The 14,724-nt window shown below is 37.0% G+C and carries 12 protein-coding genes; 1 reads left to right on the top strand and 11 read right to left on the bottom strand.

What is annotated here, in order from left to right; translation table 11 throughout:
- Window positions 1-84: 84 nt before the first annotated feature.
- Both ACYUJ6_RS02320 and guaD read right to left on the bottom strand, forming a co-directional pair.
- On the bottom strand, window positions 85-1,503 hold the full coding sequence (locus ACYUJ6_RS02320) for an NCS2 family permease (RefSeq protein ID WP_461844271.1): 1,419 nt from the start codon (window positions 1,501-1,503) through the stop codon (window positions 85-87).
- 33 nt (window positions 1,504-1,536) lie between these two features.
- A complete protein-coding gene (gene guaD, locus ACYUJ6_RS02315; RefSeq protein WP_461844270.1) occupies window positions 1,537-2,820 on the bottom strand; it encodes a guanine deaminase in 1,284 nt (427 codons plus the stop codon).
- Between the two features lie 370 nt (window positions 2,821-3,190).
- Here guaD and ACYUJ6_RS02310 point away from each other — a divergent pair, with 370 nt between their 5' ends.
- Window positions 3,191-3,754, top strand: a complete 564-nt coding sequence (locus tag ACYUJ6_RS02310; protein WP_461844269.1) for a nitroreductase — start codon at window positions 3,191-3,193, stop codon at window positions 3,752-3,754.
- A gap of 181 nt (window positions 3,755-3,935) precedes the next feature.
- On the opposite strand, the gene ACYUJ6_RS02305 is transcribed toward ACYUJ6_RS02310, so the two are convergent.
- From ACYUJ6_RS02305 to ACYUJ6_RS02265, 9 genes are all read right to left on the bottom strand, one after another.
- Window positions 3,936-5,282, bottom strand: coding sequence for an aspartate aminotransferase family protein (locus ACYUJ6_RS02305; RefSeq protein ID WP_461844268.1), 1,347 nt, complete (start codon window positions 5,280-5,282; stop codon window positions 3,936-3,938).
- 240 nt (window positions 5,283-5,522) lie between these two features.
- Complete coding sequence (locus ACYUJ6_RS02300; protein ID WP_461844267.1) at window positions 5,523-5,894, bottom strand: P-II family nitrogen regulator; 372 nt, start codon at window positions 5,892-5,894, stop codon at window positions 5,523-5,525.
- Window positions 5,895-5,981: 87 nt separating this feature from the next.
- On the bottom strand, window positions 5,982-7,211 hold the full coding sequence (locus ACYUJ6_RS02295; RefSeq protein WP_461844266.1) for an ammonium transporter: 1,230 nt from the start codon (window positions 7,209-7,211) through the stop codon (window positions 5,982-5,984).
- 330 nt (window positions 7,212-7,541) lie between these two features.
- Window positions 7,542-7,721 carry a hypothetical protein gene (locus tag ACYUJ6_RS02290; protein ID WP_461844265.1) on the bottom strand — a complete coding sequence of 60 codons (180 nt, stop codon included), beginning with the start codon at window positions 7,719-7,721 and terminating at the stop codon, window positions 7,542-7,544.
- A gap of 17 nt (window positions 7,722-7,738) precedes the next feature.
- On the bottom strand, window positions 7,739-8,191 hold the full coding sequence (locus tag ACYUJ6_RS02285; RefSeq protein WP_461844264.1) for a hypothetical protein: 453 nt from the start codon (window positions 8,189-8,191) through the stop codon (window positions 7,739-7,741).
- Between the two features lies 1 nt (window position 8,192).
- Window positions 8,193-8,996, bottom strand: a complete 804-nt coding sequence (locus ACYUJ6_RS02280; RefSeq protein WP_461844263.1) for a DUF3100 domain-containing protein — start codon at window positions 8,994-8,996, stop codon at window positions 8,193-8,195.
- Window positions 8,990-10,330, bottom strand: a complete 1,341-nt coding sequence (locus ACYUJ6_RS02275; protein WP_461844262.1) for a peptidase dimerization domain-containing protein — start codon at window positions 10,328-10,330, stop codon at window positions 8,990-8,992. The genes ACYUJ6_RS02280 and ACYUJ6_RS02275 overlap by 7 nt, the downstream gene beginning before the upstream one ends.
- 318 nt (window positions 10,331-10,648) lie before the next feature.
- On the bottom strand, window positions 10,649-12,436 hold the full coding sequence (locus ACYUJ6_RS02270; RefSeq protein WP_461845414.1) for an ABC transporter ATP-binding protein: 1,788 nt from the start codon (window positions 12,434-12,436) through the stop codon (window positions 10,649-10,651).
- Window positions 12,437-12,492: 56 nt separating this feature from the next.
- The gene (locus ACYUJ6_RS02265; RefSeq protein WP_461844261.1) at window positions 12,493-14,718 is read right to left on the bottom strand and encodes an ABC transporter ATP-binding protein; all 2,226 of its coding nucleotides are present in this window, start codon (window positions 14,716-14,718) and stop codon (window positions 12,493-12,495) included.
- Window positions 14,719-14,724: the final 6 nt, after the last annotated feature.

The raw sequence follows: 14,724 nt of genomic DNA, 5'->3' as shown, positions 1-14,724 counted from the left end.
CTCCTTCTTTCTATAGAAAGCAATTTCAGAGGGAAATAAAGCTTTATTCCCTCTAAATCATTACATATGTTTTATATATATTAATTACTCAAATGGCAGCATTATAAATCTCAGAATAAACAATGCCCCAAGTATATACACTATTGGATTCAATTCCTTGTACCTGCCGGTAGCTATTTTTACCACGGGATAAACAATCATGGCAACTGCAATTCCATTTGCTATGCTATAACTGAAAGCCATTAATGAAATAGCAAAGAAGCAAGGTAATGCTTCTGTAAAATCATCAAAATCTATATTTCTGATTACTCCCATCATCAAAGCTCCCACTATAATAAGTGCGGGTGCCGTGGCCTGTGCAGGAACTACACCTACAAGCCCTGAAAAAAACAAGGAAAGCAAAAACATCACACCTACTGTAACAGCTGTAAGACCAGTTCTTCCTCCTTCTGTAACACCAGCAGTGGATTCCACATAAGTTCCCACAGTACTCGTTCCAAGAAATGAACCTGCGGTTGTAGCTATTGCATCGCAGATAAGGGCTTTCTTCATTCTGATTACTTTTCCATTTTCATCTATCATTCCAGCTTTTGTAGCAGTTCCCACAAGAGTACCTATAGTATCAAAAAGATCAACCAGACAAATGGTTATTACAACCATGACAAAACTCATGATTGCACCCGCCACAGTAGTGCCGCCTTTTGTGAGGAGTCCTGCAAAGTCAAACGACGCAAAAGTAGGTGCCAGTGAAGGCGGTGCACTAAAAACATGCAGATTTTGAAGTGAAGTGATCTTAAATGGAATACCTATAATAGTGGTTATAACAATGCCAAGTAAAATAGATCCTTTCACATTCCTTGCCATAAGCACACCAATTATCAAAACCCCTATTATGGTAAGCAGGGTCCCTGGTGATGCAAAATTTCCAAAACCCACAAGGGTTGATTTATTTGCAACTATTATTCCGCCGCTTTTTAATCCGATAAGTGCAATAAAAAGACCTACACCTGCAGACATAGCATATTTTAAATTCTGAGGTATGGCATCAACAATTTTTTCCCGTATAGAGGTCACGGTAATAATTATAAATAAAATACCTGAAGTTAATACTGCAGCCAGTGCCTGACGCCATGTAAATCCCAGGGTAAGACATACGGTATATGTGAAAAATGCATTGAGTCCCATTCCCGGAGCCTGTGCAAAAGGCAGATTAGCATAAAATCCCATTATAAAAGTTCCAATGGCGGCAGCCAGACAGGTAGCAACAAATACAGCGGATACAACAGGATCACTGCCTACATTAAATTTTGAAGCTGCATCCCCCACTACATTAGCTGAATTCATGCCTGCTATTCTGAGAACACTTGGATTGACAAATATTATATAGGCCATTGTAATAAAAGTAGTAATTCCTGCAATGATTTCCGTTTTAACATTTGTATTGTTTTCCTTCAGCTTAAAAAATGACTCAAGAAAAGATTCTTTTTTAATCTTACTTTCCATCTAAAATTCCCCCTGCCAAAATTATATTTAAAATCAATAACATATGGGTTGTTCTATCTTTTTACCACTTACATACCTGACTTTTATATTTCTGTCATCCCCTGTGTAAATAAACTTCTGCAATCTTTCTTCTATAGATAATGGTTTGAATATAGACAAACTACTATCATCAATAACAAGAGCATCAAATTCATATTCTCTTTCAAAGCTTCCTACTTTTCCAAAAAATTTTCCTCCTCCCTTAGTTGCCATATAAAACAACTCTGCAGTATCAAGAGGTTTGTCTACTCTATCGCTTTGAAGCCATTTCAAATTAGATACCTGAGCGCTGTTTACGATTACATCCATCATAGACAAACTATGTCCAGCAGCTATATCACTTCCAAGTCCCACAGGAATATCTCTTGCAGCAAGCCTTCTAACAGGGGCAATACCACTTGACAGATTGCAATTTGAACTAGGACAGTGTGCAATAAAAATATTCTTTTTTCTCATTAATTCAATTTCAGCTTCATCCACCAAAACACAATGGGCCATAACTGTGGGCACATCTCCAAAAAGTCCGGCTCCGTCATATACACTTGCATAATTATTGTACTCAGGGTGTAATTCCTTTACAAAACCGATTTCATCGTGATTTTCACATAAATGGGATTGTACGGGAGCATTATATTCCCTTGCCAGATTTCCCAGGCTTTTTAACAGCTCAAAACTGCAGCTTGGAACAAATCTTGGTGTAATTATCGGCTTTACCAGTTCATATTTATCTGAATACTCTTTTAATATTTCTTCCGTGTCGGCAATTGAATTTTCCTCAGTTTCCATTAAATATTCAGGAGAATTTCTATCCATATTTACCTTTCCCACATATGCCGATAATCCCGACTCAGCAAATAAATCCATCAACAGTTTTGTAGAATCCTTATGCATAGTTGCAAAAATGCAGGATCTGGTAGTACCAAACCGCCATAATTCCCTTATTAAAGCTGAGTATACTTTTTTTGCATAATTGGTATCGGAATATTTTGCTTCTTCAGGGAAAGTATATGCCTGCAGCCAGGGCATCAGTTCCCTATCAAGCCCTAGCCCTAAATTTCCATACTGAGAGGCATGCAGATGCAGATCAACAAATCCCGGGATTATAATTGAATCTCCATAATCTACAACTTTTATGCCTCTGAATTCTTCAGGGATATAATGATACACCCCTTTAACATTCCTTTCCTCAACAATAACATATCCATTCTCAAACACCTCAAACCTGCCAAAGGTTTTAGTAAAAATAATGTTGCCTTTGACTGCATACGTGTTTTTCACTAAACTGCCACCTCCTCTTAAATACCATGTACTTTCACTTCATAATCAAACACACAACAACAATTTTTATATTAACTAGTTAATCTAATTTTATTATAATTTTGAATTTTCTTTATGTCAATATACATTGATCTCAGATTATCTGCCATGAGAAAATAATTTTTTTAAATAACTCTTCTGAATTATGAACAATACAAGGGGCCTTTGCATTTTCTGACTATTATCAATATTGCATTTACCCATTGTATATCCGATTGTTTGTCCTTTTTTACCTCTTTTATCGTCTAAATTAAATAGTTGACAATAGTTTCATATTTAAGTATTATTCAATATAAAAGGAATATTTTATATTATGGAAAGGAGCCATCTTATGAATATAATTGAAAAAATAAACACAAGAAGAAGTGCAAGATCCTTTACAGACAAAGAAGTGGATTCAAATACAATTCATGAACTGATTACACTTGGAACAAAAGCTGCCACAGGTTCCTACGGTCAGCCCTGGGGATTTGTAATTATACGGAATAAAAGTGAAATAAAATCCCTGTCGGATGAAATAAAAAAATATCTGTTGGAAAACATTACGGATTACCCTTATTTCAAGCAATATGAAAGCTGGCTGAAAGATGAAAACTTCAGTGTTTTTTACGGTGCTCCCTGTGTAATAGTGATTTACGGTAATACCCTTTCTCACTGGTATATTTATGACTGTTCACTGGCAGCCGGTAATATCATGCTTGCCGCCAGTGAATTTGGGCTTGGTACCTGCTGGATTGGATTTGCAGAACATATATGCAATACTCCGGAGTTCAAAGCAAAACACAATGTTCCTGATTCCTATGAACTGGTAAGTACAATGATAGCTGGCTACCCCAATGCCCCACAGCAAAAACCTCCTAAAAGGAAACCAGCAACTATTTTTTTTGAAAGATAAAAATCAGTGTCTGAAAAACAGGAGCCTGCATATAACAAGCAGGCTTTTTACTTTCAGCTGCCTCCTGCAGCAGTCCGGCACAGATAATGCAATCAATCCTACCATACCTGCCGCTCCCAACTATATCCCTCAAAATTCAGTATGATAAGCAGCACTGTACCGCTGGATAAATTCTTCTTCATTACCATCCTTTTATAAAATTCAATACATCATCAGATATATTTCCCTGCAAATAATCCTCAATAGAAGATTTTATAATCTCCAGCGCCCTGGATATTTCATCTTTTGTAATAATAAGAGGCGGTTGAATCCTGAGCACATTGCCATTTAAAGTTACAAGCAGCACCCCTTTTTCATAACATCTATAGCATATTTTTAAAGCTGCTTCTGTATTCTTTTCTTTTTTGGTTCTGTCCTTTACAAGTTCCACTCCTACAGACATTCCAAGTCCTCTTACATCACCTATAATATGATACTTGTCTTTTAAATTATTTAAATAGTCCCTGATAAAATTACCCGTATCATTTACCTGTGCTAAAAATCCGTGCTGAGAGATTATGTCAATGGTACTCAATGCAGCACAGCAGCATACAGGATTGGCAGCTGTAGTAAATGCATGGGCAGGAGGATCAAGACTCTGCATTATGTCCTCTTTTCCCACAACTGCACTCAACGGCATTCCATCGGCAATAGATTTCCCCAAAATCACTACATCCGGAATCAAATTAAAATTGTCAATGCCAAACCACTTGCCAGTGCGTCCAAATCCCTGCTGAACTTCTTCACTTATGAACAAAATATTATTTTTAGCACACATTTCACGGAGTTTCTCCATATATTTTCCAGGAGGGACAATAATCCCGCCGTCTCCTTGAAGGGGCTCAATTACCACTGCCGCTACTTCATCTGCAGGTAAATAACTGTCAAAGGCAATTTCAATCTGGTGAAGACATTCAAGATTACAGCAGCATTCCTTTTTATCATAGTCACATCTATAACAATTGGGATATGTGAAACTGTAAACTCCAGGTAAAAAAGGTCCCATTTTTCTTCTCATTTTAGTGGTAATGGCAGACATGGACATAGACCCGTATGTAGCTCCATGATATGCCCCAATAAAAGTAATTATGGAACTTCTTCCGGTATAGGCCCTTGCAAATTTAATGGCTCCGTCATTGGCATCCGAACCTGAAAGCCCAAATGCAACTCTCTTGGGGAATTTTCCCGGTGTAATTTTCACAAGTTTTTCAGCCAGATCAATCATAGGTTTATTATATAAATAGGCAGAAGTATAGTGTACAAATTTATTCACCTGTTCACTTATTGATTTTTTAATCTGTTCGTTTCCCCCACCTACATTTATACAACCGGCACTGGACAGTAAATCTATATACTCATTGCCATCTATATCTTTTACGGTAGATCCATCTATGCTTTCCACAACCAGCGGAAAATAAGGAATTCTACAAGCTCTGGCAACAACTCTGCTGTCTATCTCCACTTCCTTAATACATCTATCTATATTCATACATGTATACCCCCTTCATTTAATTACAATAAACCATAATATTATATATATTGTATCAAAGGTGACATTTATTACAATATACAATTTATTAAAGTTTAAAAATTCCGGACAATTAAGGTGCAGATAAGAATTGACAGTAATCAGTGAACAATTCAGACAGGCAGGAGCCAGACCCTAATCTGTCCCAGATTGTTCTAAATATAATAAAGACACCGGATAAAATCCAGCGTCCTTACCTTTTTATTTGTTTTTATCACCATATTGGAGAGCTGCCTTTCCTTCATCGCCCGTACTTATACGTATGACGTTTTCTACATTATAGACAAATATTTTACCATCACCCATTTCACCTGTGTGGAGAACTTTTTTGGCAGTTTCTACCACAAGTCCTACAGGTACTTCACAAACTATTATTTCAATTTTTATTTTCGGTACTAAATTTATATCCATGGTAAGGCCGCGATAATATTCCTTATGCCCTTTCTGCATTCCGCACCCAAGCACATTGGTAACCGTCATTCCCGCAATGCCAATATCCCCCAGAGCCTTTTTCAATTCATCCAGTTTTCCACTGGAAGTAATAATATCAACTCTACTAAGTTTGTCAGCCATTACATTTTACCTCCCTTAATATATATTGTTATGGTATAATTTTATAATATTCCAATTAAAAGAATCAACCACTTTAAAATAAAAAATTCAGCTGTTTAATCCTCCATAACCTTGTTCACCATGTTCCGCAACATCGATTCCCAAATCTTCAACTTTTTCACTTACCCTTATTTTACTTACAGCATTGATTATTTTAACTATGACAAATGTGACTACTGCGGAGTAAACTATAGTGGATACAATAGCTATAAGCTGAATTAAGACCAGTTTTGGTTCTCCATGTATTAGTCCATTTGCACCAGCTGCATTTATGCCTTTCCATGCAAATATTCCAGTTGCAATTCCTCCCCACATTCCGCCAACACCATGGCATCCGAAAGCATCAAGAGCATCATCATATCCAAATTTGGATTTTGCAAAAGTAACAGAAACATAACAGATAACTCCGCCTATAAATCCAATAATTATTGAAGCTAAAGGACTTACAAAACCTGCTCCTGGAGTTATAGCTACAAGGCCTGCAAGTACACCACTTCCAACTCCAAGAGAAGTTATTTTCTTTCTATTTATATATTCACAAATGCTCCAGCTTACAGCAGCAGCTGCTGCAGAAGTATTGGTAGTTATAAAAGCGGTTAATGTCACACTGCTTATTCCAAGCGCACTTCCTGCATTAAAACCAAACCATCCAAACCACAGTATTCCAACTCCAAGACAGGTAATTGGCAGGTTGCTGGGCTTGCCAACATTTTTCCTTTTACCAAGCATAATGGCAAGGACAAGGGCTGATACACCTGAACTTATGTGAACCACATTACCACCTGCAAAATCCAGCGCTCCGAGACTTTTTAACCATCCACCTGTTCCCCATACCCAATGTGCAACAGGATCATACACAAAAGTTGCCCAAAGTATGACAAATGCAACCCAGGGTAAAAATTTCATTCTCTCTGCAACTGCTCCTGATATAAGTGCCGGCGTTATCAGTGCAAACATCATCTGGAAAAACATAAATGCCTGCTGTGGAATATTCGACGCATAATCCGGGTTGGCTGCAAAACCAACGCCTTTTAATCCTGCAAAATTAAATCCGCCTATAAAGCCTCCAATATCTGTTCCAAAAGCTATGGTGTATCCTATAAGTATCCATTGAATAGATATAACTGCCATAGCTGAATAACTATGAAGCGTACTGTTTAAAGTATTCCTTCCTCTTACCATACCACCATAAAATAAAGCCAATCCTGGGGTCATTAACAATACCAGAGCTGCACATATAAGCACAAATACGGTATCTGATCCACTTATCGCATTCATAAAAAATACCTCCTCAATTAAAATCTAGTTAGAATATAAAAAATATATTGCCCCGGGGTCTTAAAAAAACTTATTTATATAATACTAAGTTTTAATCAATTTATCAATAGTAATATTAAAATTTTATTAATTTATTTATTTTTAAAGGGTTATATTATCATATGTATTTTTAGGCACAAGCAGGCATACAATCGTTTCCACTTTGTCCTAAATTAATTTATAAAAAAATGCGTTAAATAAAGAATTTTAATATTCTCTTTAACGCATTAAAATTTTCATGTTTTCAGTTTTATGACATCAATTCTTTGAGTTCATGTTCTAAGTATTGTCCTAATCAGTCCACCATTTCCTTAAGTAATTTTGAAAAATATGCTGCATATCCCTTTTTTCTTCTATTATAACAGCCAACATATCTTTGGCATCTTTTTTAGAAACCCCATCATACATATGAGAATATACCTGTACCGTAAGTTCCTCTGTTTTAATTGCATACTGTATGGAAGTTTTCAAATCTTTACTGCCTTATCCTATATTCTTCCAGTGGCTTTTAAAACAATCTGTGCAATTAAAGTTGCAAAAACAAAAGTTCCAGTGTAAACAGTAAGGGCCACAATTACTATCTTCCAGCTCAATTCCTTGAAAAGTTTCAAATCCTTGCCAAGTGACAGACCTGCAAAAGCCAATACCGGCGTGGTGAGGGCAAGCATATTTATTTTATCTAAATACTGTTTATCTAAATATGCACCATATGGGTTAAGGGGACATGTAACCAAAACAGCTATTATTGATACCCAAAATACCATGGGCAGATTAAGGGGAATAATTTTTTTTATAATGATTCCGGCCAGAGTAATGGCCACCAGTATAGCCATTCCAATAAATCCAATTTTTAAAGGTACTTTATCGTTTATAGTATTTCCAATGAGTGCAATTACTCCGACTCCCAACAGAATAACAGTTTCCTGAGCTAATTTTTTCATTTTATGCTTCTCCTCTCTTTTTTCTGTTTCTGCCAATCCTAGGCTGCAGCCAGTCATATAATTTATTTGCAACTGGCAAAGAGACAAACAAAGTAAAATATATTCCAATTATGGAGGTCAGTAAATTGGAAGCTGCTGAAAAACTTGCTATCTCCTTGGCCTCTGATGGGAATACAGCCGCAATGGCACCTGAAGCCGCCGCCATCATACTTCCGGATCCTACGCCTGAACCCATGGCTAGAGCCAAAGGATTGAATATTTTAAGAGATCCCATATACCCTGCAAGAAGTCCAATATAAGCTGCACCAAATAATGTCCCGCAGATATATATTCCCATGACTCCACGTCCTTCCGGAGAATCCATGCCATATTTTTCCGAAATAATAGCGATATTGGGTTCACGATCAATTGAAAAAGTAGCTCCTACCGCTTCACGTCCAAGCCCCAGTAAAACAGCAATGGGAAGGCCTAAAATTACAGTTCCAAAGAAATGCCCAAGCTCCTGAAAACAGAGTGCCCAGCCGGACTCAACCAGCATGACAATAGAAGGCCCCATAGTGGCACCTATTTTAGCTACAAATAATATTACAGCAATTCCCATAATCTCATTGGACAAGTTCATTTCTTTATTGGAAATCATTTTTAATTTAGGTAAACTTATAATTAATCCCATGACCAAAGCAAAGAGCATTGGCAAAAACACCAGATATCCAGGACCTACTTTAATCTTTTTTTCGCCAATAAGCTCAGATATTACAACCAATATAAAAGCCAATATGAAAATTTTTATATATTTTTTTACCATTGTCCCTCTCCTTCTGTGACCTTATTGAATCCATTTACTACCTTTAAATACTCATCTTTAGATAATTTAGGTCTAAAATTTTTAACTACATCTTTTCCTCTTTGTGCGCCATCAACCAGCAAATCCACTATAGTTATTGCAAATAATTTAGCAGGAAGTACACAAGCTGCATAATAGTCCTCCACATTAAAATCTTTTTCATGAAGACTTCCGCTGACCCCTCCTATATAGGGGTGTATGCTGGGTATTAACTGGGATACATCACCCATATCCGTAGAAGCAAAAAAATGCCCGCCGTCTAAAATACTATTTTCAGGTAAAAGCCCACTGCAGTTATTCCTATATACATCACTTAACTCCTGGCAACATTCAAGGGGCAGATATCCCGGTATAGTTTTAATAACAGTTTTTGCACCCACTGCATCTCCTCCGGCTTTAAGCGCCCTGTCAACTTTTTCATTTGTCTTCACCATGGCATCTATGGTTCTTGCACGAACGTAGCTTTCAATTCTCACATCATCCGGAATGCTGTTCACCACATCCCCGCCTTTTGTGATAATAGGATGAAATCTTATATAATCTTCATCTTTAAAGGTTTCTCTAAGGGCATTTACCCCCATAAGTCCAATAACTGCAGCATTTAATGCATTTACTCCCTGTTCCGGTGCTTCGGCAGCATGGGCCGCCTTCCCTATATACTGTATTGTCTTTGCCAGAAATCCATTGCTGGACTTTCCCAATACTACAGCCGGATCCGGACAATTTTTCATGGAATGCATCATCATTGCTATATCAACATCATCAAATTCACCCTGGTATATAAGCTCTTGTTTTCCACCTAAAAAATGAATTTTTCCCTGCTGCATAAGTTTTTGTCTATAGGCAAATTCAATGCATTCTTCTGAGGGCACTGCCATAAAAGTCACATTTCCATCTAATTTTTCAGAAACCCCAGACAATTTCAAGCCTATGGCTGAACCAATTAAAGCCCCAAGCTGTAAGTGATGTCCGCAGGTATGTGCTGCTCCTGTTTCAGGATCCGTATTCTTATTTCCCCTGCATATGACTGCATCCAGTTCTCCAAGGACAGCTACATTTATACCATGATTCTTGTCCTTCAATTTTGCTTTTACTCCAGTGATAGCAAGTCCATCTTTATAATCCAGCCCTATTTCATCAAAGATATTTTTTACTTTCCCGGATGTCTTTTTTTCCTTAAATCCCAGCTCCGGTTCTTTTTCTACGGATTTTGAAAAATTTATTATCCTTTCGGAGTTGTCATCAATTGTCTTACAAACCAGCTGTTTTAATTTTTTGATTTCTTCAGCATTCATACCTATATGCCCCCTATGTTTTATATGTTTATTATCCAACGCATTATGAATATTAAGAATACATTTATGCATAATTGTCTCTCCTTGGCGGATACATCAATTTTAAATATATACGTGGAATTATAGAAATTTATAAATATATACAGGCATATTTTATTACAAAGTTATATTTTTGTCAAAGTTTTTATTAAAATAGTTACTTGTTGTATTGAAAGGGTATGCATATATTGTATGTTAAATTGAAAAAAATGCATAAATCCAAAATAAACAGGGTCAAAAATAATTTGAAATCATTTTTGACCCTGTTTATTTTAAAATTTAAGCTACCTCAAATTGGCTGTTATAAAGTTTGGCATATACTCCGCCTTTTTTAAGAAGTTCATTATGACTTCCCTGTTCCACAATATCACCATGATCCATAACAAGTATCAAATCAGCATCACGAATTGTTGAAAGCCGGTGGGCAATTATAAAACTTGTACGCCCTTTCATCAGATTATCCATGGCTTTTTGAATCTGCAGCTCAGTACGGGTATCCACAGAACTTGTAGCTTCATCCAGAATAAGTATCCTGGGGTTTGCAAGTATGGCTCTTGCAATAGTGAGCAGCTGTTTCTGACCCTGGGATACATTTGAAGCTTCTTCATTCAATATCATATTATATCCCTCCGGAAGAGTATGAACAAAGCTGTCAACATGAGCTGCTTTTGCTGCTGCAACAACTTCTTCATCAGTTGCATCAAGACGCCCATATCGGATATTTTCCATTATGCTTCCATTATAAAGCCATGCATCCTGAAGAACCATGCCAAATATTGAACGCAGGTCTCTGCGGGTAAATTCTCTTATCTCATGACCATCTATAAGTATCTGTCCGGCATTTATATCATAGAAACGCATGAGAAGCTTGATTATTGTAGTCTTCCCAGCTCCAGTGGGGCCTACAATGGCAATTCTCTGTCCTGGCACAACAGAGGCTGAGAAGTCATTTATAATGATTTTATCCGGATCATATCCAAAGTGAACATCTTTAAATTCCACACGGCCCTGTATGTTTTCAAGTCTTACAGCATCACAAGTTTCAGGAACTTCCTCTTTCTCTTCCAGAAATTCAAAAATACGCTCTGCTGAAGCTGCTGTCTGCTGAAGTATATTTGAAATATTGGCAATCTGTGAAATAGGCTGTGTAAATGAACGCACATATTGAACAAATGCCTGAATATCACCAACTTCAATGGTTTTTTTTGCTGCAAGCCAGCCCCCCAAAATACATATTCCCACATATCCTAAATTGCCTACAAAATTCATCATAGGCATCATTATACCTGATAAAAACTGTGACTTCCATGCTGATCCAAAGAGCTTTCCATTCATCTTGTTAAATTTATCAATGCTGTTTTTTTCACCATTGAAGGCCTTCATTACAATATGACCACCATACATCTCTTCAACATGGCCATTCAAATTTCCCAGATAATCCTGCTGCTGTTTGAAATATTTTTGTGAATGTTTCACAATAACCATTATAAGTCCCATGGACACTGGAATTATACAAAGTGCTACAAGAGTCATCTGCCAGCTTATAGTAAGCATCATGATCAGCACTCCAATAACCATGGTAACTGATGTAATAATCTGCCCCAGGCTCTGGTTAAGGGTCTGGCTTAAAGTATCCACATCATTGGTAACACGTGACAGCACTTCTCCATGATTTGTTCTGTCGAAATATCCCAGGGGCATGCGGTTGATTTTTTCTGAAATATCTTTTCTGAACTTATAACTTACTTTCATTGACACTCCGGACATAATCCATCCCTGAACATATGAAAATAATGCGCTGATTCCATACAAAACTGCCAATAATGCAATTATCCTACCTATATAGGTAAAATCTATACCCCCTGTACCTGATATTTTTGCCATAACACCTTCAAATAATTTTGTAGTGGCTTTTCCCAGTATCTTAGGACCTACTATGGAAAATACAGTACTTACAATGGCAAAAATCAGTACAATTACAATTGATATTTTATAAACATTTAAATAACCCATAAGTTTTTTCATTGTGTCTTTAAAATTATGAGCTTTTTCCCCAACCGCCATCATACCCCTTGGCCCCTTGTTTCTCCTTAAAGAAGGTCTTTGTCTATTATTGTGTTCACTCATGCCAATTCCTCCTTAGACAGCTGTGATAATGCAATTTCCCTGTAAGTTTCACAATTTTCCATAAGTTCATCATGGGTTCCCATTCCAACTATGCTTCCCTCTTCAAGCACTATGATCTGTTCAGCATTCTTAATTGTAGAAATACGCTGTGCAACTATGAGAAGGTTGCTTGATGCTGTTTCGGTTTTAAGGGCTTTTCTCAGTGCGGAATCAGTTTTAAAATCAAGGGCGGAGAAACTGTCATCAAATACATAGATTTTCGGATTTTTAACAAGAGCACGGGCAATTGACAATCTCTGCTTCTGACCTCCGGATACATTTGATCCTCCCTGGGAAATTTCACTTTTAAATCTTTCCGGTTTTTCATCAATAAATTCTTCAGCCTGGGCAATTCTTGCAGCCTCTTCCATATCACTATCCGATGCATCATCTTTGGCATATTTCAAATTGGATTCAATAGTACCCTTAAACAATGACCCCTTCTGAGGCACATAACCGATTAAATCCCTCAGCTCATGCTGGGTTACACTTCTTATATCAACTCCGTCAACAAGAATTTGTCCCTCAGTCACATCATAAAAACGGGGCAGCAAATTAACAAGAGTTGATTTACCTGAACCGGTAGAGCCAATAAAAGCAGTTGTCTTACCTGGCAGGGCCTTAAAACTTATATTTTTCAGTACATCCTTTTCTGCACCATCGTATCTGAAAGAAACATTTTTGAATTCAACTACACCTTTAACTTTATCAGGAAAATGCACAGGTTTCTTTGGATCTACAATAACCGGATCCATTCTTAAAACTTCATTGACCCTCTGGGCAGATACTGAAGCCCTCGGTATCAAAATAAACATAAAAGACATCATAAGAAAAGCAAATATAATCTGCATTGCATATTGCATAAATGCCATCATGTCTCCTACCTGCATACTGGAATTTGCAATCTGATGTGCGCCAATCCAGACTATAAGTATTGTAACACCATTCATTATAAGCATCATGGCCGGGAACATGGCAGACATCACACGATTTATAAACAAATTGGTATCCGTTAAATCTTTATTTGCCCTGTCAAATCTTTTTTCTTCAAACTTCTGTGTATTAAATGCCCTTACTACCATCATTCCTGACAAATTCTCACGTGTAATAAGATTCAATTTGTCAACCAGCTTCTGGACAATTTTAAACTTTGGAAAAGCAATTGCAAATATGCCGCCGATAAGTCCCAGCAGAATTATCACAGCCAGGGCAATAATCCAGGTCATGGATGTACTCTTATTGAGAACCTTCAGGACTCCGCCTACCCCTAAAATAGGAGCGTATATGAGCATCCTTACAGCAAGAAAAACAACCAGCTGTATTTGAGTAATATCATTAGTAGTTCTGGTTATCAATGATGCTGTAGAAAATTTATTAAATTCTTCATTTGAAAAACTCTCCACCTTGGTGAATAAATCTCTACGAAGGTTCTTTGATAATCCGGCAGCAATTCGTGCACCCAGAAGTCCCACTGCAATAGTACAGGCCGCAGTCAACAGGGAAATAAGCAGCATAATTATTCCTATATGAACAATATATCTGCTTTGAATTTTATCCGTATTCATTCCCACTGCAGCATATTCAGCCTTCACTGACCCCGCTGCAGCCTGAGTTATCATATTATCACCCAGTGAAGTGAATTTTTTATTCATATCTTCGCTTATTTTCGAACGCTGACCTTCAGGCAATCTTGAAAATAGTGCAAATAAGTCAGTTTTTGCAGGTATCTTCTGTCCATTAAAATTTATCACTCCGTTTCTGGCAGAGGTTTTCATTTTTTCAACACCAGAAACAGCAAGAAAGGCCTTTCCCATTATAGGATTCATCTTGTGAATTTCTGACTCATCCACATTTTTCAAAACATATATTGGCTGATTTTCCAATTCAGGATAATCTTTAAGGTATTTATCATAATTTGAACTTGATTTATCAACAAGTGTGTAATTTTTTTCAACTTTTGATTTAGCATTTTTATCCATAAATATGGAGAGTTTATTCATTTCACTTGCTCTCACTGCTTTTGGCACAGCATTTTCAATACCGCCCTGCTGTATTCCCGTATTTACGATATCAGACATGTAGTCCGGCAGTGACAGATCACACATTGCCTGTACAAAAAGTAAAATTACCGCACTTATAATAAGCACAATAAATGGTTTTAAATATTTCATCAATTTAAGCATGCTGTC

The organism is Clostridium sp. JNZ X4-2 (genome assembly GCF_054889485.1).
The sequence above is the reverse complement of the archived record's forward strand: the minus strand, read 5'-3'. Positions and strand labels throughout refer to the sequence as shown.

Coding starts and splice junctions, on each gene's coding strand:
- ACYUJ6_RS02310 (WP_461844269.1), top strand. CDS start 3,191: ATGAATATAATTGAAAAAATAAACACAAGAAGAAGTGCAAGATCCTTT.
- ACYUJ6_RS02300 (WP_461844267.1), bottom strand. CDS start 5,894: ATGGCTGACAAACTTAGTAGAGTTGATATTATTACTTCCAGTGGAAAA.
- ACYUJ6_RS02320 (WP_461844271.1), bottom strand. CDS start 1,503: ATGGAAAGTAAGATTAAAAAAGAATCTTTTCTTGAGTCATTTTTTAAG.
- ACYUJ6_RS02270 (WP_461845414.1), bottom strand. CDS start 12,436: ATGATGGCGGTTGGGGAAAAAGCTCATAATTTTAAAGACACAATGAAA.
- ACYUJ6_RS02280 (WP_461844263.1), bottom strand. CDS start 8,996: ATGGTAAAAAAATATATAAAAATTTTCATATTGGCTTTTATATTGGTT.
- ACYUJ6_RS02265 (WP_461844261.1), bottom strand. CDS start 14,718: ATGCTTAAATTGATGAAATATTTAAAACCATTTATTGTGCTTATTATA.
- ACYUJ6_RS02285 (WP_461844264.1), bottom strand. CDS start 8,191: ATGAAAAAATTAGCTCAGGAAACTGTTATTCTGTTGGGAGTCGGAGTA.
- ACYUJ6_RS02295 (WP_461844266.1), bottom strand. CDS start 7,211: ATGAATGCGATAAGTGGATCAGATACCGTATTTGTGCTTATATGTGCA.
- ACYUJ6_RS02275 (WP_461844262.1), bottom strand. CDS start 10,330: ATGAATGCTGAAGAAATCAAAAAATTAAAACAGCTGGTTTGTAAGACA.
- ACYUJ6_RS02305 (WP_461844268.1), bottom strand. CDS start 5,282: ATGAATATAGATAGATGTATTAAGGAAGTGGAGATAGACAGCAGAGTT.